The 18,030-nt window shown below is 61.3% G+C and carries 18 protein-coding genes; 6 read left to right on the top strand and 12 right to left on the bottom strand.

The features are described from left to right. Positions 1 to 7 precede the first annotated feature (7 nt). Positions 8 to 721 (top strand): PA5502 family lipoprotein, encoded by a 714-nt coding sequence (locus QRN61_RS07380; protein ID WP_285373491.1) that lies wholly within the window; start codon positions 8 to 10, stop codon positions 719 to 721. Positions 722 to 814: 93 nt separating this feature from the next. Here QRN61_RS07380 and katE read toward each other — a convergent pair whose 3' ends face one another. Further along, complete coding sequence (gene katE / locus QRN61_RS07385; RefSeq protein WP_285373492.1) at positions 815 to 2,956, bottom strand: catalase HPII; 2,142 nt, start codon at positions 2,954 to 2,956, stop codon at positions 815 to 817. A 259-nt stretch (positions 2,957 to 3,215) separates the two neighbouring features. Between katE and QRN61_RS07390 the strand changes: the two genes are divergently transcribed. The 3 genes from QRN61_RS07390 to QRN61_RS07400 all read left to right on the top strand — a co-directional run bounded on the left by QRN61_RS07390 (position 3,216) and on the right by QRN61_RS07400 (position 5,745). Then, the gene (locus QRN61_RS07390) at positions 3,216 to 4,223 is read left to right on the top strand and encodes a methionine ABC transporter ATP-binding protein (RefSeq protein WP_027610230.1); all 1,008 of its coding nucleotides are present in this window, start codon (positions 3,216 to 3,218) and stop codon (positions 4,221 to 4,223) included. Then, positions 4,223 to 4,897, top strand: coding sequence for a methionine ABC transporter permease (locus QRN61_RS07395; protein WP_096797317.1), 675 nt, complete (start codon positions 4,223 to 4,225; stop codon positions 4,895 to 4,897). The genes QRN61_RS07390 and QRN61_RS07395 overlap by 1 nt, the downstream gene beginning before the upstream one ends. A 77-nt stretch (positions 4,898 to 4,974) precedes the next feature. Next, positions 4,975 to 5,745: a MetQ/NlpA family ABC transporter substrate-binding protein gene (locus QRN61_RS07400; RefSeq protein ID WP_027610228.1), complete on the top strand. Its 771-nt coding sequence runs from the start codon at positions 4,975 to 4,977 to the stop codon at positions 5,743 to 5,745. A 173-nt stretch (positions 5,746 to 5,918) separates the two neighbouring features. On the opposite strand, the gene QRN61_RS07405 is transcribed toward QRN61_RS07400, so the two are convergent. Genes QRN61_RS07405 through QRN61_RS07425 form a run of 5 tightly spaced genes read right to left on the bottom strand, consistent with a single transcriptional unit; the run spans position 5,919 to position 9,827 of the window. After that, the gene (locus QRN61_RS07405; RefSeq protein ID WP_285373493.1) at positions 5,919 to 6,554 is read right to left on the bottom strand and encodes an SCO family protein; all 636 of its coding nucleotides are present in this window, start codon (positions 6,552 to 6,554) and stop codon (positions 5,919 to 5,921) included. Next, entirely contained in the window at positions 6,551 to 7,450 is a 900-nt protein-coding gene (cyoE, locus tag QRN61_RS07410) for a heme o synthase (RefSeq protein WP_003220336.1), read from the bottom strand. The genes QRN61_RS07405 and cyoE overlap by 4 nt, the downstream gene beginning before the upstream one ends. After that, on the bottom strand, positions 7,438 to 8,517 hold the full coding sequence (locus tag QRN61_RS07415; RefSeq protein ID WP_285373494.1) for a COX15/CtaA family protein: 1,080 nt from the start codon (positions 8,515 to 8,517) through the stop codon (positions 7,438 to 7,440). Before QRN61_RS07415 ends, cyoE begins: the two co-directional genes overlap by 13 nt. 10 nt (positions 8,518 to 8,527) lie before the next feature. Next, positions 8,528 to 9,121: a PA_0111/PP_0108 family redox-active disulfide protein gene (locus QRN61_RS07420; RefSeq protein ID WP_096797322.1), complete on the bottom strand. Its 594-nt coding sequence runs from the start codon at positions 9,119 to 9,121 to the stop codon at positions 8,528 to 8,530. After that, positions 9,087 to 9,827, bottom strand: coding sequence for an SURF1 family protein (locus tag QRN61_RS07425; RefSeq protein WP_096797314.1), 741 nt, complete (start codon positions 9,825 to 9,827; stop codon positions 9,087 to 9,089). Before QRN61_RS07425 ends, QRN61_RS07420 begins: the two co-directional genes overlap by 35 nt. A gap of 70 nt (positions 9,828 to 9,897) precedes the next feature. Here QRN61_RS07425 and QRN61_RS07430 point away from each other — a divergent pair, with 70 nt between their 5' ends. Continuing rightward, positions 9,898 to 10,101, top strand: a complete 204-nt coding sequence (locus tag QRN61_RS07430) for a twin transmembrane helix small protein (RefSeq protein WP_003220344.1) — start codon at positions 9,898 to 9,900, stop codon at positions 10,099 to 10,101. A gap of 7 nt (positions 10,102 to 10,108) precedes the next feature. Here QRN61_RS07430 and QRN61_RS07435 read toward each other — a convergent pair whose 3' ends face one another. From QRN61_RS07435 to coxB, 4 genes are all read right to left on the bottom strand, one after another. Next, the gene (locus QRN61_RS07435) at positions 10,109 to 10,996 is read right to left on the bottom strand and encodes a cytochrome c oxidase subunit 3 (RefSeq protein WP_007962783.1); all 888 of its coding nucleotides are present in this window, start codon (positions 10,994 to 10,996) and stop codon (positions 10,109 to 10,111) included. A gap of 25 nt (positions 10,997 to 11,021) precedes the next feature. Further along, positions 11,022 to 11,573: a cytochrome c oxidase assembly protein gene (locus QRN61_RS07440; RefSeq protein WP_096797313.1), complete on the bottom strand. Its 552-nt coding sequence runs from the start codon at positions 11,571 to 11,573 to the stop codon at positions 11,022 to 11,024. A 129-nt stretch (positions 11,574 to 11,702) separates the two neighbouring features. Continuing rightward, positions 11,703 to 13,289, bottom strand: a complete 1,587-nt coding sequence (gene ctaD / locus QRN61_RS07445) for a cytochrome c oxidase subunit I (RefSeq protein WP_285373495.1) — start codon at positions 13,287 to 13,289, stop codon at positions 11,703 to 11,705. Positions 13,290 to 13,371: 82 nt separating this feature from the next. Then, positions 13,372 to 14,499 (bottom strand): cytochrome c oxidase subunit II, encoded by a 1,128-nt coding sequence (gene coxB / locus QRN61_RS07450; RefSeq protein ID WP_027610220.1) that lies wholly within the window; start codon positions 14,497 to 14,499, stop codon positions 13,372 to 13,374. A 370-nt stretch (positions 14,500 to 14,869) separates the two neighbouring features. On the opposite strand from coxB, the gene QRN61_RS07455 reads away from it, so the two are divergent. Beyond that, on the top strand, positions 14,870 to 15,502 hold the full coding sequence (locus QRN61_RS07455; RefSeq protein ID WP_027610219.1) for a hypothetical protein: 633 nt from the start codon (positions 14,870 to 14,872) through the stop codon (positions 15,500 to 15,502). A 137-nt stretch (positions 15,503 to 15,639) separates the two neighbouring features. Here QRN61_RS07455 and QRN61_RS07460 read toward each other — a convergent pair whose 3' ends face one another. Beyond that, a complete protein-coding gene (locus QRN61_RS07460) occupies positions 15,640 to 17,166 on the bottom strand; it encodes a SulP family inorganic anion transporter (protein WP_135294670.1) in 1,527 nt (508 codons plus the stop codon). 90 nt (positions 17,167 to 17,256) lie between these two features. After that, entirely contained in the window at positions 17,257 to 17,988 is a 732-nt protein-coding gene (locus tag QRN61_RS07465; RefSeq protein ID WP_027610217.1) for a carbonic anhydrase, read from the bottom strand. Positions 17,989 to 18,030: the final 42 nt, after the last annotated feature.

The following is an 18,030-nucleotide window of genomic DNA, read 5'->3' on the forward strand; positions in this document are numbered from 1 at the left end:
CGCAGGAATGAAGCCGTTCGCCTCCCGTTATCTGCTCCTTGTCGCATTTTCCGTGCTGCTGGGCGCCTGCCAAAGCACGCCGCCGGTGGCCGAAGCCCCCGACGCGCGGGCCACGGCCATCGCACAGCTGGAGCAAAGCCTGGCCAGCAGCGAACTGGCCACCGCCGAAGACCAACTGGCCGCCTTGCAGGCACAAACCCCCAACGATCAGTCCCTGGAGCAATACCAGCGCCAGTTGGCTGAGGCCTACCTGCGCCGCAGCCAGATCGTATTGCAAAAGGGTGATGTGAACGCCGCAGCCACTGCGCTGAGCCGTGCCCGTGCCCTGATGCCGAAAGCCCCGGCGCTGACCGGTGGCGTCAATGGTGCCATCACCGAAGCGCGCAAAGCCGAGCTGGACAAAGCCGAAGCGGCGCTGCTGGCGGCCGAAGCCAAGCCGAAAGCCAAGGTCATCGATCCGACTGCCGAAAGCACCACGGTGGCGCTGAACATTAACGATAGCCGCAAGCTTCGCCGGCAACTCGACGCGATCGCCGCCGATGTGGTGAATTATGAGTGTGCCGTGAGCATTCAGGCGCCGCGCACCCAGGATTACCCATGGCTGGCGACGTTGCTGAGCAAGCGCGTGAAGAAACTCAATCCGGATTTTGAGCTGAAGATTGAAAAACAGATCCTGCGCACGGTGCCGGCGCAGATGGTTCTGATTCCAGCCAAACCCTAAAAGCTTCGCGAGCAGGCTCGCTCCCACAGGTACAGCGTGAACCCTGTGGGAGCGAGCCTGCTCGCGAAAGCGTCCTCTCAGCCAGCCAAGAACTTAAGCTGGAATGGCCTTAGCCTTAGGCTCCCGCGCCCAGACCCGATGCTGCCCGATCGCCGCGAAGAACGGCTTGGTCAACCCCGGCACATCCTTGCCCTGCAGCAGTCCTGCATCCGCTTCCAGCTTCAGTAGATCCTGTAACTGCTTGGCCTCGCCGTGCAGCGCAATCGCCTTGAGGTGCTTGTAGGCTTCCAGCAGGTAATGCAGCGCCACGCCATCGCCACTCAACGCCTTGATCGACGCCGCACCACCCGGCACGAACACCGCATCGAAGATCACTGAAGGCATACCTTCCATGGATGCGTCCACCGGCAGGGCTTTGCCGTCGGCAGTCTTCACCGGTGCCGATGTCGGGCCGAGCAGCTTGGCGTGCGCACCTTGCGCCGCCAAGGCTTTCTTCATCGCATCGATCGCCGCACCATCGACGCCGTTAGCGGCAAGAATCGCCACTTTGCGAGTTTTGATGTCCTCTGGCAGCAGATTCGCCTGACTCAGCGCTGGTGAATGATCGAACGAAGTCTCGCGCACCTCGACCGTGCCTTTGCTCGGCGCCGGCAACCCGAGGTTGGCCGCGACACGTTTGGCCAATTCCAGGTCAATGTTGGCGAGAATCTCATTCACCTGCCGTGCACGGATGAACTCGCGTTCGACCTTGCCCAGCTCGAAGCTGTAGGCGGCGATGATGTGCTCCTTCTCGTGCTTACTCATGCTGTTGAAGAACAGCCGCGCCTGCGAGAAGTGATCGCTGAACGACTCGCTGCGCTGGCGGATCTTGTTCGCATCGATGCGTTCCGGGTAGCTCTCGAAGCCGCCGTCCTGCGCGGCTGGCGGAGTCTCTTTCGGCCAGCCGCCATCAATCGAGTTCGGCTCGTAGGACGCGCGACCCTTGTCGATCACTGTGCGGTGCTGCGCGTCGCGCTGGCCGTTGTGGAATGGCGCCACCGGGCGGTTGATCGGCAGCTCATGAAAGTTCGGCCCACCGAGTCGGCTGATTTGCGTGTCGGTGTAGGAAAACAGCCGGCCTTGCAGCAGCGGGTCATTGGAGAAGTCGATGCCGGGCACGATGTGGCCGGGGCAGAATGCGACCTGCTCGGTCTCGGCAAAGAAGTTGTCCGGGTTGCGGTTCAGGGTCATCTTGCCCAGCGGGGTGATCGGCACGATTTCTTCGGGGATCAGCTTGGTCGGGTCGAGGATGTCGAAATCGAAGTCGTGTTCGTTTTCCTCCTCGATGATCTGCACACCCAGCTCCCATTCCGGGTAGTCGCCCATCTCGATGGCTTCCCAGAGATCGCGACGGTGGTAGTCGGTGTCTTTACCGGCGAGCTTCTGCGCTTCGTCCCACACCAGCGAACAGGTGCCGGCAGTCGGGCGCCAGTGGAATTTGACGAAGCGCGATTTGCCCTCGGCGTTGACCAGGCGGAAGGTGTGCACGCCAAAGCCCTGCATGCTGCGCAGGCTTTTCGGGATTGCCCGGTCGGACATGGCCCAGATCACCATGTGCGCCGATTCCGGCACCAGCGAGACGAAGTCCCAGAACGTGTCGTGGGCCGAGCCGCCGGTTGGGATCTCATTGTGCGGCTCGGGTTTCACCGCGTGGACAAAGTCGGGGAACTTGATCGCGTCCTGGATGAAGAACACTGGCATGTTGTTGCCGACCAGATCGAAGTTGCCCTCGTCGGTGAAGAACTTCACCGCGAAACCGCGCACGTCGCGCACGGTGTCACCGGAACCGCGCGGCCCCTGCACCGTGGAAAAACGTACGAACACCGGAGTCTTTTTCCCCGGATCCTGCAGGAAGCCGGCCTTGGTCAGCGTCGAATGGTTCTCATAGGCCTGGAAGAAACCATGCGCGCCAGTGCCGCGCGCGTGAACAATGCGCTCCGGAATGCGTTCGTGGTCAAAGTGCGTGATTTTCTCACGCATGATGAAGTCTTCCAGCAACGACGGCCCGCGCGGGCCGGCCTTGAGGGTGTTCTGGTTATCGGCGACCTTCACCCCTTGGTTGGTGCGCAGGGCCTGGCCGGTAGCGTCGGAGCGAAATTTCTCCAGGCTGTCGAGTTTGGCGTTGGTGTTGGCGCGATCCTTGGTATCGGTTCCGGCCAGCTGGCTTTTGTCGGTCGTAGGTTTCTTGCTGCTCATCAGACGTAAACTCCTCGGTTGACCCCTTTTTACGGGGACTCTTGAGCGTTTCCGGGCACGGTTACCCAGGGTTTCAAGTCGCTTAACTAGTGACCAATGAGCAGGAACGGGCGTTCCTTTTTTATGACCTTTGATCTTGTTATTGCCAAATCGAAGGTTAATTGCGAAATAAATGCTAAGAACCTCTATACGGACAGGCTAAAATGCGCGCCCGGCTAACCGCTGATCCTTTTCTAACGCGCCCCACAAGGTTCGCTACGTGATCGAGTTTCAAAACGTCCACAAAACTTACCGCGTCGCCGGTAAGGACATCCCCGCCCTGCACCCGACCAGTCTTTCGATTGAAAACGGTCAGGTCTTCGGCCTGATCGGCCATTCCGGTGCGGGAAAAAGTACCCTGCTGCGTCTGATCAATCGCCTGGAAGATTCCAGCGGCGGCAAGATCATCGTCGACGGCGAAGAAGTCACCGCGCTGGACGCCAACGGCCTGCGCCGTTTCCGCCAGCAGGTCGGGATGATCTTCCAGCACTTCAACCTGCTCGCCTCCAAGACCGTGGCCGACAACGTTGCGCTGCCGCTGACCCTGGCCGGCGAACTGTCGAGCAGCGAAATCAATCAACGCGTCGCCGAGTTGCTGGCCCGGGTCGGTCTGTCCGATCACGCCAAGAAGTATCCGGCGCAGCTGTCCGGCGGCCAGAAGCAGCGCGTCGGCATCGCCCGCGCTCTGGCGACCAAGCCGAAGATTCTGCTGTGCGACGAGGCCACCAGCGCCCTCGACCCGCAGACCACCGCGTCGGTTCTGCAACTGCTGGCCGAGATCAATCGTGAACTGAAGCTGACCATCGTCCTGATCACCCACGAGATGGACGTGATCCGTCGCGTCTGCGATCAGGTGGCAGTGATGGACGCAGGGGTGATCGTCGAGCAAGGTTCGGTGGCCGATGTGTTCCTGCATCCGCAGCACCCGACCACCAAGCGTTTCGTCCAGGAAAGCGAGCAGATCGACGAAAGCGAACAGCGCGATGACTTCGCTCACGTGCCGGGTCGCATCGTGCGTCTGACCTTCCAGGGCGAAGCGACCTACGCGCCGTTGCTCGGTACCGTTGCCCGGGAAACCGGGGTCGACTACAGCATCCTCGCCGGCCGCATCGACCGCATCAAAGACATTCCTTACGGGCAATTGACCCTCGCCGTCACCGGTGGCGACATGGAAGCGGCCTTCGCCCGCTTCACCGCCGCTGACGTTCATATGGAGGTGCTGCGTTAATGGAAATGCTCAAGGCTTTCTTCGAAAACATCGATTGGCTGGAAATCTGGCTGGCCACTGGCGACACCCTGCTGATGCTCGGTGGTTCGCTGTTGTTCACCGTATTGCTCGGCCTGCCGCTGGGTGTGCTGCTGTTCCTCTGCAGCCCGCGTCAGTTGCTGGAAAACCGTGGCCTCTACGCCTTCATGTCGTTGGCGGTGAACATCCTGCGTTCGTTGCCGTTCATCATTCTGCTGATCGTGATGATTCCGTTCACCGTGCTGATCACCGGCACCTCGCTGGGCGTGGCCGGTGCGATTCCGCCGTTGGTGGTGGGTGCGACGCCGTTCTTCGCGCGTCTGGTGGAAACCGCGCTGCGTGAAGTCGATCGCGGCATCATCGAAGCCACCCAGTCGATGGGCGCGACCACCCGGCAGATCATCATGAACGCCTTGCTGCCGGAAGCCCGTCCGGGCATCTTTGCGGCGATTACGGTGACCGCGATTACTCTGGTGTCCTACACGGCGATGGCCGGTGTGGTCGGCGCCGGTGGTCTGGGTGACCTGGCGATCCGTTTCGGCTACCAGCGGTTCCAGACGGATGTGATGATCGTCACCGTGGTGTTGCTGCTGATTCTGGTACAAGTGCTGCAAATGGTCGGCGACCGACTGGTCGTGCATTTCTCGCGCAAATAACCGGTTTTTGTAATCAAGAGATGAGCCGGCCATTCGCTGGCAGGCGCCAGACGGGCGCCTCATAAGGAGTTAGCTGAATGAAAAAACTGATCGCTGCTTTCGCTGCCGTAGCCGCTTTTTCGGCCCACGCTGAAACCCTGACCGTTGCCGCTACCCCGGTGCCGCACGCGGAAATCCTCGAATTCGTGAAGCCGGCCCTGGCCAAAGAAGGCGTGGATCTGAAGGTCAAGGTCTTCACCGACTACATTCAGCCGAACGTGCAGGTGGCTGAAAAGCGCCTGGACGCCAACTTCTTCCAGCACCAGCCATACCTTGATGAGTTCAACAAGGCCAAGGGCACCAGCCTGGTGGCGGTGACCGGCGTGCATCTGGAGCCGCTGGGCGCCTACTCGAACAAGATCAAGGATCTGAAGGATCTGCCAAGCGGCGCCAACGTGGTGATCCCGAACGACGCCACCAACGGCGGCCGTGCGCTGTTGCTGCTGGCCAAGGCTGGCCTGATCACCCTGAAGGATCCGACCAACATTCTGTCGACCCCGAAAGACATCGCGCAGAACCCGAAAGACCTGAAAATCCGTGAACTGGAAGCCGCGACCATCCCGCGCGTGCTGACCCAGGTCGATCTGGCGCTGATCAACACCAACTACGCGCTGGAAGCCAAACTCGACCCGTCCAAGGATGCGCTGGTGATCGAAGGCAACGACTCGCCATACGTTAACATCCTGGTGTCCCGTGCGGACAACAAGGACAGCGCCGCGATGCAGAAACTGGCGGCTGCGCTGCACAGCCCGGAAGTGAAGAAATTCATTACCGAGAAGTACAAAGGCGCGGTATTGCCGGCGTTCTGATTTAGATTGCTGCAACGAAAAGGGGGCGCCATGAGCGCCCCCTTTTTTGTGCCCGGAACACCGTCCCTGTGGGAGCGGGCTTGCTCGCGAATGCGTTGTGTCAGCCAACATTTCTTTATCTGACCCATTGCATTCGCGAGCAAGCCCGCTCCCACAATGGTTCAGTGTTGTTGCTACTTGCGGTTAAGCATTACCGGGAGCTGCGCAACCAGTTTGGCGTTGTTCAGCGGCGCCCGGATGAACCCACGCTGCGTCCCGTCCGGGCCGATCACCGCCAGGTTGCCACTGTGATCCACCGTGTAATTCGGTTTGCTGGTATCGGCCGGAATGAACGGAATACTCATCGCATTCGCGACCTTCTGCAGCTCTTCGATCGACTTCGGCGTCAGGCCCACGAACTGCGGATCGAAGTAGCCCAGGTACTGTTTCAACTGCTGCGGGTTGTCGCGGTTCGGGTCGACGCTGACCAGCACGATCTGCAGTTTATCCACAGCATCCTTGGGCAACTCGCTCTTGATCTGCCGCAGTTGAGCGAGGGTGGTCGGGCAGATGTCCGGGCAGAAGGTGTAGCCGAAGAACAGCAGACTCCACTTGCCTTTCAACTCGTCGATTGCGACCGGTTGGCCGTCCTGATTGGTCATGGTCACGCCGGGCAACGTGCGGCTCTGCGGCAGCAGGATGATGCCGGCGTCAATCAGCGCGGTGGGGTCGCCCTGGCCCTTGCCACTCAGCACTTTGTTGACGGTCAGTCCCAGGATCAGCGCGATCACGGCGACGAGGATGAAAACGGTTTTCTGGGTTCGAGTCATAGGTTCAACAGTAAGTAGTGGTCTACGAGCAGGGCGATGAACAACAGGAACAAGTAATAAATAGAGTACTTGAAGGTGTTGATCGCCGCGTGCGGCCGAGTGCCACGGTACAGCACCACGGCCCATTGCAGAAACCTTGCGCCCAGCGCGAGGGCGCAGATCAGGTAGAGCACGCCGCTCATGTGGATCACGTACGGCAGCAGACTCACCGCGAGCAGGGCGAAGGTGTACAGCAGAATATGCACCTTGGTGTAGTGCTCGCCGTGGGTTACCGGCAGCATCGGGATGTCGGCCTTGGCGTATTCCTCCTTGCGATGGATCGCCAGCGCCCAGAAGTGCGGCGGGGTCCAGGCGAAGATGATCAGCACCAGCAGCAACGGTTCGGCGCTGACATGGCCGGTAGCGGCGGTCCAGCCGAGCAGCGGAGGGGCGGCGCCGGCAAGGCCGCCGATGACGATGTTCTGTGGCGTCGCGCGTTTGAGGAAGCCGGTGTAGATCACCGCGTAGCCGAGTAACGAAGCGAGGGTCAGCCACGCGGTCAGCGCATTGGTGAACGTCAGCAGCATCGCCTGCCCGAGCAGCGCCAGCACCAGCGCAAAGGTCAGCGCCGCTGCCGGCGAAACCCGGCCCTCGGCCAATGGCCGTTTGTGCGTGCGCGCCATCACCGCGTCGATACGCCGATCCACCACATGATTGACCGCCGCCGCGCCGCCGGCACACAGCGCAATCCCCAGATTGCCGAACACCAGCACCGTCCACGGCACCCCGGCGCGGGTCGCGAGGAACATGCCGACCAGCGAGGTGATCAGCATCAGCACCACCACTTTCGGCTTGGTCAGCTCCAGATAGTCACGCCACAGCGCTTGCGCGGGACGTTCGCCGATCAGAAGCGCCATGGCGTTTCTCCTTTTATCGTGATGGGCGCAGCCGAATGTTTACGCGGGCTCAGACGCCAGCGCGCCAACATCGGCTGTTTGACCCGGACCAGACTGGTGCGCGCGTGGTAATTGACCAGCACCATGCTCAGCAGTAGCGCCGCGCCGCCGGCGTTGTGGGCCACGGCCACCGGCAGCGGCAGATGGAACAACACGTTGCTGATGCCGAGGGTGATCTGTGCGCCGAGGGCAATGACGACTAGCCCGGCCAAACGCGTCATGCCGACAGCCCTGAGCTGCCAAGCCAGACCGAGCAGGACGATCGTCACCAACAGCGCGCCGATGCGATGAGTCAGGTGAATCGCCGTGCGCGCGTCGCTGTCGAGCTGACCGCCGAGGTAATTGGGGCCGATGTGTTGGGTCAGGTGAAAGCCGTTGGCAAAGTCCGCCGGTGGCAGCCATTGACCGTGGCAGGTCGGGAAGTCGATGCAGGCCACCGCCGCGTAGTTGGAACTGACCCAACCACCCAGTGCGATCTGGCCGATCACCAGCAACAGCCCCGCCGTTGCCCAATACTGCAAGCGCTTGGGCACGGTCAGTGCCGGCAGCACCACGGACAATCTCAAGGTCAGCAAAAACAGCAGACTCAAGGTCGCAAAACCGCCGAGCAGATGCCCGGTGACCACTTGCGGCCAGAGCTTGAGCGTCACCGTCCACATGCCGAACGCCGCTTGGGCGAACACCACCGCCAGCAGAAACAGCGGCAGTTTCAGCGGCTGGCCCGGATGACCACGATTGACCCAAGCACGCCCGGCCAGAATCGCAATCAGCAGGCCGAGAGTGCCGGCGAAGTAGCGGTGGATCATCTCGTTCCAGCCCTTGTGCGCCACCACCGGCGAGTCGGGGTAATGCAGTTCGGCATGGGCCAGTTGGGCTTCGCTTTTCGGCACGCTGATAAAGCCGTAGCAGCCCGGCCAGTCCGGACAGCCGAGGCCGGCATGGGTCAGGCGGGTGTAGGCGCCGAGCAGCACGACGATCAGTGCCAGCAGGGTGGCAAACAGCGCGAGGCGAAATCCAGGTTTGGCCATGACGATGCCCTTATCCGATGTTCGACAGTTTCAGCAGGTGGCGCAGGTCGTTGAGCAGATCCTTGCCCTTCACACTCGGCTCGTAACGCAGCACCAAGTTGCCGTGGGGGTCGATGATCCACAGCTGTGGCGTGGCCTTGTCGCCGGTGGCCTTGCTCAACGCTGCGCTGTCCAGCGGGTAGCGTTGCAGCTGCGGGTATTCGCGGCTCAGCTTGGCTTCGTAGTCGGCGCTCAGCGGTTGGGCAGCGGCGAGGGCGTGGCTGGCGCGACCGGCGTCGCGACCGAGGCCGATCTGGATCTGCCGGGCGAGGTACACCAGTTGCTGGCAGTCCACCGCGCAATCCTTCGGCGCGGTCACCAGCATCTGCCAGCGCTGTTCATCGGCTTGCACGCCGAGGTCGGCGCGGGTCTGGCCGTTGCCGATCAGTTCGCCGTGGTAGCTGCGACCTTCCGGCACCCAGAACTGCAATTTGTACATGCCGGTAGCGAGGATCATCGGGCCGACCACGCCGAGCACAATCAGCAGCAGCTGAATCCGCCCGCGGCGGCGGGTGGCCGGGGTTTTCGCCTCAGACATGCTGGGTGGATTCATGGCCGTTCCCATGGTGTTTCTCCTTTGCGTTGTGCAATCCAAGGTAGAGGTAGAGGCCGAGCAGGGCGGTGGCCATGGCGAACCACTGCACGGCGTATCCAAGGTGTTTTTCCGGGCCCATGGCGACAACCGGCCAGTCGGCCTCATAGCTGGCGGGGCCGGGTTCGGCACGAAGTTCGTAGGCGAAGCCGTCGCGTTCGAGGGTTTTCCACAGCTTCGCCGGCTCGACGGCGGTGATCGTTTGCGGCCAGGTGCTGCTGGCCGGGTCGGCGTGCAACTGGAAGGTTGCGCCGGGGGCGACGTAGACCCAGGCGTCCAGGTTGACCGTGTCGGCGGGGGTGGAAAATTTTGGTGTTACCCGGCGATCCGGCCATGGCAACCAGCCGCGATTGACCAGCAGCCACTGGCCGGTGGCCCGATCCTGAAACGGTTGCAGCAGCTCGATACCGACCTTGCCGTTGCGCTGGCGGTTGTCGAGCAGCAGGCTGTGGGCGCCATCGAACTGGCCGTACAGATGCACACGGCGAAAGGCCGGGTCGGCGCTGTGCAGCAATTCGCTGCTGGCCATCGGATCAGCCGCGCGGCGCTCGGCATAAGTGGCGAGCAGGGCGGTTTTCTCCGCGCCCCGACCGAGCTGCCAGAAGCCCAGCGACACCAGCAGCGGCAGCAACAGCGCCACCACCACGGTCGGTATCACGCCCGGCCGGAAGCGCTTCATGGCCGTGCCACAAAGTCAGTCGTCGCGATCGCTATACTCAACTGCATCGCCTGTCCCCCGGAGTCTTCCCATGCTCAAAGCAGCCATCGTCCTGCTGCTGATTGCCACGGTGATCAGCCTGTTCAGCGGCCTGTTTTTCCTGGTCAAGGACGACAGCAGCTCCAATCGCCTGGTGATCGCCTTGAGTGTTCGGGTGGCACTGGCCGCTGCCACCGTCGGCTTGATCGCCTGGGGCTTCTACAGCGGCCAACTGGTGTCGCACGCGCCTTGGTGATCAGTGCTCAGAGCACGTAAACGAAGATGAACAGGCCGATCCACACCACATCAACGAAGTGCCAGTACCAGCTCGCCGCCTCGAAGCCGAACTGATGCTCGGCATCGAAATGGCCCTTCATGATGCGCATCAGCATCACGAACAGAATGATCGTGCCGATGGTCACGTGGGCGCCGTGGAAACCGGTGAGCATGAAGAACGTCGCGCCGTAGATGCCCGAACCCAGGGTCAGGCCCAGTTCGTGGTAGGCGTGCATGTATTCCTCGGCCTGCAACGCGAGGAAGCCGCAGCCCAATAGAACGGTGATCGCCAGCCAGATTTTCAGTGCGCCGCGATGGCCCTTTTTCAAGGCATGGTGGGCGATGGTGATGGTCACGCTGGAGCTGACCAGCAGGATCGTGTTGATCAGCGGCAGGCCCCACGGGCTGATGACTTCCTTGGGCGGCGGGAACAGTTTCGGGTCCGGGGTGTGCAGCAGCGGCCAGGTGAACTGGAAGTTCGGCCAGAGCATGTGCGCGATGCCTTTCGGGCCTTCACCACCCAGCGCGGGCCCCGAGACGTGGCGCACGTAAAACAGCGCACCGAAGAAGGCGACGAAGAACATCACCTCGGAAAAGATGAACCAGCTCATGCCCCAGCGGAACGAGCGATCGAGCTGCGGGCTGTACAGCCCGGCACGACTTTCCTTGATCACCGCCCCGAACCAGCCGAACAGCATGTACGCCAGCAACAGCCCGCCGACGAAAAAGATGTACGGGCCGTGGGATTCCGGGCGCGCTGCCTTCAGATCGTTGAACCAGGTCGCCAGGCCGTACACGGTGATGACCATGCCGAAGGTGGCGATGATCGGCCATTTGCTCTGGGCCGGGACGTAATAGTGCTCATGAGTTGCCATTTATTGTTCTCCTTATCGGGCACGCTTAACCGCCAGTGTTTGCAGCCACCGGAGGATGTCGGGCGGTGATATCGAACAGCGTGTAGGACAGCGTCAGGTGCTTCACGTCCTTGGGCATGTCGCGGTCAACGATGAAACGCACCGGCATCTCGATCTGCTGACCGGGCTGCAGCACCTGCTGGGTAAAGCAAAAGCATTCGGTCTTGTGGAAATACGCCGCGGCGTTGCTCGGCGCGATGCTCGGCACAGCTTGCGCACTCATCGGTTTGTCGGTGGGATTGCGCGCGATGAAAATCATCTCGTTGACCGCGCCGGGGTTGGCGGTCAGTTCGTCGTGCTTGGGGTAGAACTCCCACGGCATGTCGATGTTGTTGGTCGACAGAAACTGCACGCGCACTTGCCGTGAGCTGTCCACCACCTGCTCGCCCTCGTACTGCCCGGCGGTCTTGCCGTTGATGCCGAAGGCCTTGCACATCACGTCGTAGATCGGCACCAGGGCGAAGCCGAAGACAAACATTGCCACCACCACGCCGAGCAGACGGGTGACCAGTTTTTTCAGCGAGATCGAATCAGCCATGATTTTTGCCCTCGGCCGAGAACCCTGTGGGAGCTGGCTTGCCAGCGATGCAGCCGACGCGGTGTTTCAGGCAGGCCGCCATCGCGGGCAAGCCCGCTCCCACAGGAGTTTCCACAAGGCAGAAAGTGTTCATTTCACTTCCGGCGGCGTAGTAAAGGTGTGATACGGCGCCGGTGACGGCACGCTCCACTCCAGGCCTTCGGCGCCATCCCACGGTTTCGCCGGGGCTGGCGCGCCACCGCGAATGGTCTTGATCACGATGAACAGGAAGAAGATCTGCGTAGCGCCGAACATGAACGCGCCGATCGAGGAAACCATGTTGAAGTCGGCGAACTGCAGGTTGTAGTCCGGAATCCGTCGCGGCATCCCCGCCAATCCCACGAAGTGCATCGGGAAGAAGGTCAGGTTCATGCCGACGAACGACAGCCAGAAGTGCAGCTTGCCGAGGGTTTCGTCGTACATGTGCCCGGTCCACTTCGGCAGCCAGTAATAGGCCGAGGCAAAGATCCCGAAGATCGCCCCCGGCACCAGCACGTAGTGAAAGTGCGCGACCACGAAGTAGGTGTCCTGGTACTGGAAGTCCGCCGGGGCGATGGCCAGCATCAATCCGGAGAAACCGCCGATCGAGAACAGAATCACGAACGCCACGGCAAACAGCATCGGCGTCTCGAAGGTCAGCGACCCCTGCCACATGGTGCTGGCCCAGTTGAACACTTTCACCCCGGTCGGCACGGCGATGAGCATGGTCGCGTACATGAAGAACAGCTCGCCCACCAGCGGGATGCCGACCACGAACATGTGGTGCGCCCAGACGATGAACGACAGGAACGCGATGCTCGCCGTGGCGTAGACCATCGAGGTGTAGCCGAACAGCGGCTTGCGCGAGAAGGTCGGGATGATCTGGCTGACGGCGCCGAAGGCCGGCAGGATCATGATATACACCTCGGGGTGGCCGAAGAACCAGAATACGTGCTGGAACAGCACCGGGTCACCGCCACCGGCGGCACTGAAGAAACTGGTGCCGAAGTGGATGTCCATCAGCATCATCGTCACGCACCCGGCCAGCACCGGCATCACCGCGATCAGCAGGAACGCGGTGATCAGCCAGGTCCAGACGAACAGCGGCATTTTCATCAGGGTCATGCCGGGGGCGCGCAGGTTGAGGATGGTCGCGACCACGTTGATCGCGCCCATGATCGAACTGATCCCCATCAAGTGGATGGCGAAGATGAAGTAGGTGACGCTTTCCGGTGCGTAGGTGGTGGACAGCGGCGCATAGAACGTCCAGCCGAAGTTCGGCCCGCCACCGGCGGTGAACAGGGTCGAGACCAGCAGCAGGAACGCCGCCGGCAGCAGCCAGAAGCTGAAGTTGTTCATCCGTGGCAGGGCCATGTCCGGCGCGCCGATCATCAACGGGATCATCCAGTTGGCGAGGCCGACGAACGCCGGCATCACCGCCCCGAAGACCATCACCAGGCCGTGCATGGTGGTCATCTGGTTGAAGAACGCCGGCTCGACGATCTGCAGCCCGGGCTGGAACAGCTCGGCGCGGATCACCATGGCGAACGTGCCGCCGAGCAGGAACATGCAGAACGCGAACCACAGGTACAGCGTGCCGATGTCCTTGTGGTTGGTGGTCACGACCCAGCGCATCAGGCCTTTGGCGGGGCCATGGGCGTGGTCGGCATGACCGTGGTCATCGATTACAGCGCTCATGGCCGGTCTCCTTTACGTGAGTGGACGGGGCTGGCCGGGGCGCGCTGCCCCGGCCGGTTCACGAAGTACGCGATACACCGGCTCATTTGCTTTCCGCCTGTTTGAGCTCAAGCACTTCTTTTGGCGTGACCATGTCGCCCTTGTTATTGCCCCAGGCGTTACGTTCGTAGGTCACCACCGCTGCGATATCGACTTCCGACAACTGCTTGCCGAACGCTGCCATGGCGGTGCCGGGTTTGCCGAAGTACACGCGGTGCAGGTGGTCGGCTTTGGGCCCGGTGGCAATCGGTGAGCCCTTGAGCGCCGGGAACATCGGCGGCAGGCCCTGACCTTCAGCCTGGTGACAGGCCACGCAGGTGGTGTGATAGATCTTGTCGCCGCGCTCTTTAAGCTCGTCGAGGGTCCATTCCTTGCTGGTCAGCTCCTTGAGCTGCGCGGCTTCGGCTTTGCGGTCGGCAAGCCACTTGTCGTAGTCGGCCTTCTCCTTGACGTCGACCACGATCGGCATGAAGCCGTGGTCCTTGCCGCACAGTTCGGCGCACTGGCCACGGTAGAGGCCGGGCTTGTCGATGCGCGTCCAGGCTTCGTTGACGAAACCCGGGATCGCATCGCGCTTGACCGCGAAGGCCGGCACCCACCATGAGTGAATCACGTCGGCGGAGGTCACGAGGAAGCGCACCTTGGCGCCGACCGGCAGCACCAGCGGCTTGTCGACCTCGAGCAGGTAGTGCTCGCCCTTGGCTTCCTTGTTGTGGATCTGTTCGGCGGGGGTGGCCAGGTTGCTGAAGAACTCGACGTCCTGGCCGAGGTATTTGTAGTGCCACTTCCACTGGTAGCCGGTGATCTGGATATCGATATCCGGCTCACTGGTGTCGTACATGCGGATCAGGGTGGCGGTCGCCGGAACCGCCATCGCCACCAGGATCAGCAGCGGCACGACCGTCCAGAGAATTTCGACGGTGGTACTTTCGTGGAATTTTGCGGCGACCTGCCCGGTCGAGCGGCGATGCACGATCATCGACCAGAACATGGCGCCGAAGACGATGATCCCGATCACCACACAGATCCAGAAAATGGTCATGTGCAGGTCGAATACTGCGTGACTGATTTCAGTCGCTCCAGGCGCCATATTCACAGTCCAGGCCGCTTGAGCCGGGCTGAAAATCGACCACAACAGGAGGCCCATCCAGACGTGTGGATGTCGCATCATTGCGGGTTCCCCTTATCGTTCTTGTTATCCCGTAGGCGCAACGCCTTCGGCAAGGGAGCGGCTGCATCAGACTACGAACTTGAATCGCCGGGCCTTGCTGCGTGGGCAGTCGGGCGTCATCAGCTAACTCCATTCAATGGCGAGTATAGACAGCCATCGGGAATTGCAATGTCGACGCGTAAATGATCTGAAACAGCCGGGGCTTGCGCTCAAGGGTACGAATGGAGAAGGATGCAGACGAGTGGTGGCGAACCGATATAACGCTGCTGCATCAAGGATGAAATAATTATGACAAATGCGTCTTAGCATTTTTCGTAAGCCAGCTAAGTTATGTCTTCCCTATTTCATTGCCTTGTTCCCTGGAGTTTTCATGAACACCGCCGCATTGCGCGAGCAGATCCAAAAAGCCCGACAGACCGAAAACGAAACCGGACGGCTCAAGCGTCAGCTGGAAGCCAAGTTGCCTCATCTGCATTCGGCCATTCAGTTGCCGGACGCTAACCGCGAAGACGCGTTGACGAGTTTTGTCACCGCCTATATCGATGAAGTACCAGACATGCTGGACGCAGCCAATGAAGTTGCCAGGGAAGCGGGAATCGAGTCGCAGATCAAGCCGGTGCTGAAAATCGCCGAGCAGTACTTCCTCCAGCCGCCGGTCGGTCTGGACAGCCTGCTGGACGAAGCCTATCTGGCGCACCGCTTTGTCGAAGAGGTCAACGACCTGTACATCAAACACCTCGGCCAGCCACTGATCCCCTTGGACATGACGGTCGCCAACCTGATTGCTCACCAATTGCTCGGTGAGGAATTTGCCAATCAACTGGACGAAGTGGTGCATCACACTATCGACGAGATGCTCGACGACGAGAGTTTTGCCCTGGAATCGGTAGAGGCCTACCGCGACAAACTGAGCAGCCCGGATACCGGTGCTGCGTGGAAGCGCTGGCCATGCATGGGCCGTCGCCTGGGTGTGGGCCTGGAGCTGGACCAGCCTGCTGCCTGATTCAAAGCCCGGTACAAATCCCAATTGTGGGAGGGGGCTTGCTCCCGAAGACGGTGGATCAGTCACTATCAATGTCGACTGACCCATCGTCTTCGGGAGCAAGCCCCCTCCCACAGGGGTATTTCAAGATCAGGTTTTTAGCCGGCCGCACCGATCCCGGTATTGGTCCGAACCCGCCCCTCCAACCGTCGCTTCAACCCACGCGACTCAATCAACAGCTTCGAGCCCTTCGCCGCATTCGCCCGGCCCCATTCCTCCAGCAACTCCAGACACGAATGGTCGATGTAGCTCAGGTTATTGAGCGGCACATGCACCGTCGTGCCTTGCGGAATACTGCCCAGCACTTGCGTCAACGCCGGCACTTTGAGGAATGTCGCCGCACCGATCAGACGCAACTCCATCTCGCCGTCCTGCGGCAGATCGATCAGGCTGATCTTCAGCCGCGAAGCCTTGAACGCCAGTTTCAACATCGTCAGGCCGAAACCGATCAACACCCCGGTCAGCAGGTCGGTGAAGATGATCGCCAGCGCCGTGGCGGCGTAGGTGAACATCGGCATCCGCCCGTAACGACCCAGACCGCGAAAGGCTTTCAAGTCCACCAGTTTGAACCCGGTATACACCAGCACCCCCGCCAGACTCGCCACCGGAATGCTTTGCAGCACGCTCGACAGCAACAGCACGAACGCCAGTAGCCACAGACCATGGAAGATCGTCGAGTAACGGGTGGTTGCACCGGCCTGGACGTTGGCCGAGCTGCGCACGATCACCCCGGTCATCGGCAGCGCACCGAGCAGACCGCAGAGCATGTTGCCGACACCTTGCGCCGACAGCTCACGGTCGAAGTCCGAGCGCACGCCGTTGTGCATGCGATCCACCGCTGCGGCGGACAGCAGCGTTTCGGCGCTGGCGATGAACGCCACGGCAAAAGCCGCAATCAGCAGGGTTGGATCAGCGAGGCTGAGCAAGTCCGCCGGTTTCAGCCAGTCAATGGCTTCGGCGAGGTTCTCCGGTACCTCAACCCGTTTGACCTGCAACGCCAGCAACAGGCTGGCGCCGGTCGCCAGGCCAACACCGAGCAGCGCACCAGGAATGAAGCGCAGCGAATGCGGGCGAAATTTCTCCCACAGCCACATCACCGCAATGGTCGCCAGGCCGAGCAAGCCGGCCTGCCAGCCGAACGACGGCAAGGCTTGCGCCACTGCGCCGGGGAAGGCCGTGAGGTTATCCAGCCCGGACGGTTGTGGCTTGGCATCGAGCATCACATGCACCTGCGACAGAACGATCAGCACGCCGATCCCCGCGAGCATGCCGTAGACCACCGCTGGCGCCGTGACCCGAAACCAGCACCCGAGCTTCAGGCGCCCGGCCACCAGTTGCAGGAAACCCGCAAGCAACAGAATCGGCCCGAGCATCTCGATCCCGTGCTGGCGCACCAGCTCGAACACCAACACCGCCAGACCGGCCGCCGGCCCGCTGACCTGCAACGGCGAACCCGCCAGCCAACCGACCACCAGACCACCGATGATCCCGGTGATCAGGCCTTTGGCCGGCGGCAACCCGGAAGCGATCGCAATGCCCATGCACAACGGCAGCGCGACCAGAAACACCACCACCGAAGCCAGCAGCTCCCGTGGCAACACCGCTTTCAATTGAGCAGCACGCATGATGACTCTCCCGAAGCTTTCTTCAGGCATGGCTTCGCCGAACCGCTGAAACAGCGGCCGGCATCAAGCCACACAGATTTTTAGGAGGATTTAGAAGCGCGCTTTGGGCGTCGCCACCGGAATCGGATGGCTGCCGTCGAGCGGCAGGAAGCGTCCCTGATCCGCGTCGTAAGCCTTGATTTCGCTGGTTTCGATGTTGTAGACCCAGCCATGGATGAACAGTTGACCGTTCGCCATGCGTGAGGCTACCGAAGGATGGGTACGCAAGTGCTGCAGTTGGGCGATGACGTTCTCCTCGGTGAGGATCGGCATGCTTTCTTTTTCTTCGGTGCAGTTACAGTTTTCGTGCACCATGGTTTTTGCCACTTCGGCGTGGCGCAACCAGGCTTTGACCGTCGGCATTTTTTCCAGGCTGTCCGGATTGAGCACTGCGCGCATGGCACCGCAATCGGAGTGGCCGCAGATGATGATGTGTTGCACGCCCAGCGCCAGTACCGCGTATTCGATGGCAGTGGAAACGCCACCGTTCATCTGGCCGTAAGGCGGTACAACGTTGCCGACGTTACGGGTCACGAACAGATCGCCTGGCGAACTCTGGGTGATCAGCTCGGGCACGATGCGCGAGTCGGCGCAGGTGATGAACATTGCCCGTGGCGATTGCGCCGTGGCGAGTTTCTTGAAGAGTTCTTCCTGCTGCGGGAAGACCTCATGATGAAAATGCAAAAAGCCGTCAACGATCGTACGCAACGCTGCATCGGCGGATTCCGCCCCAGGGACGGCTTGCGCCGACGCAGCCAACGGCTGTTTATCCTTGTCACTCATGATTCATCCTCTTTGGCGGATTCGGGGAGTCGTTCCCGTGTA

Source organism: Pseudomonas sp. lyk4-TYG-107 (assembly GCF_030209055.1).
Classification (GTDB): Bacteria; Pseudomonadota; Gammaproteobacteria; order Pseudomonadales; family Pseudomonadaceae; genus Aquipseudomonas; species Aquipseudomonas putida_A.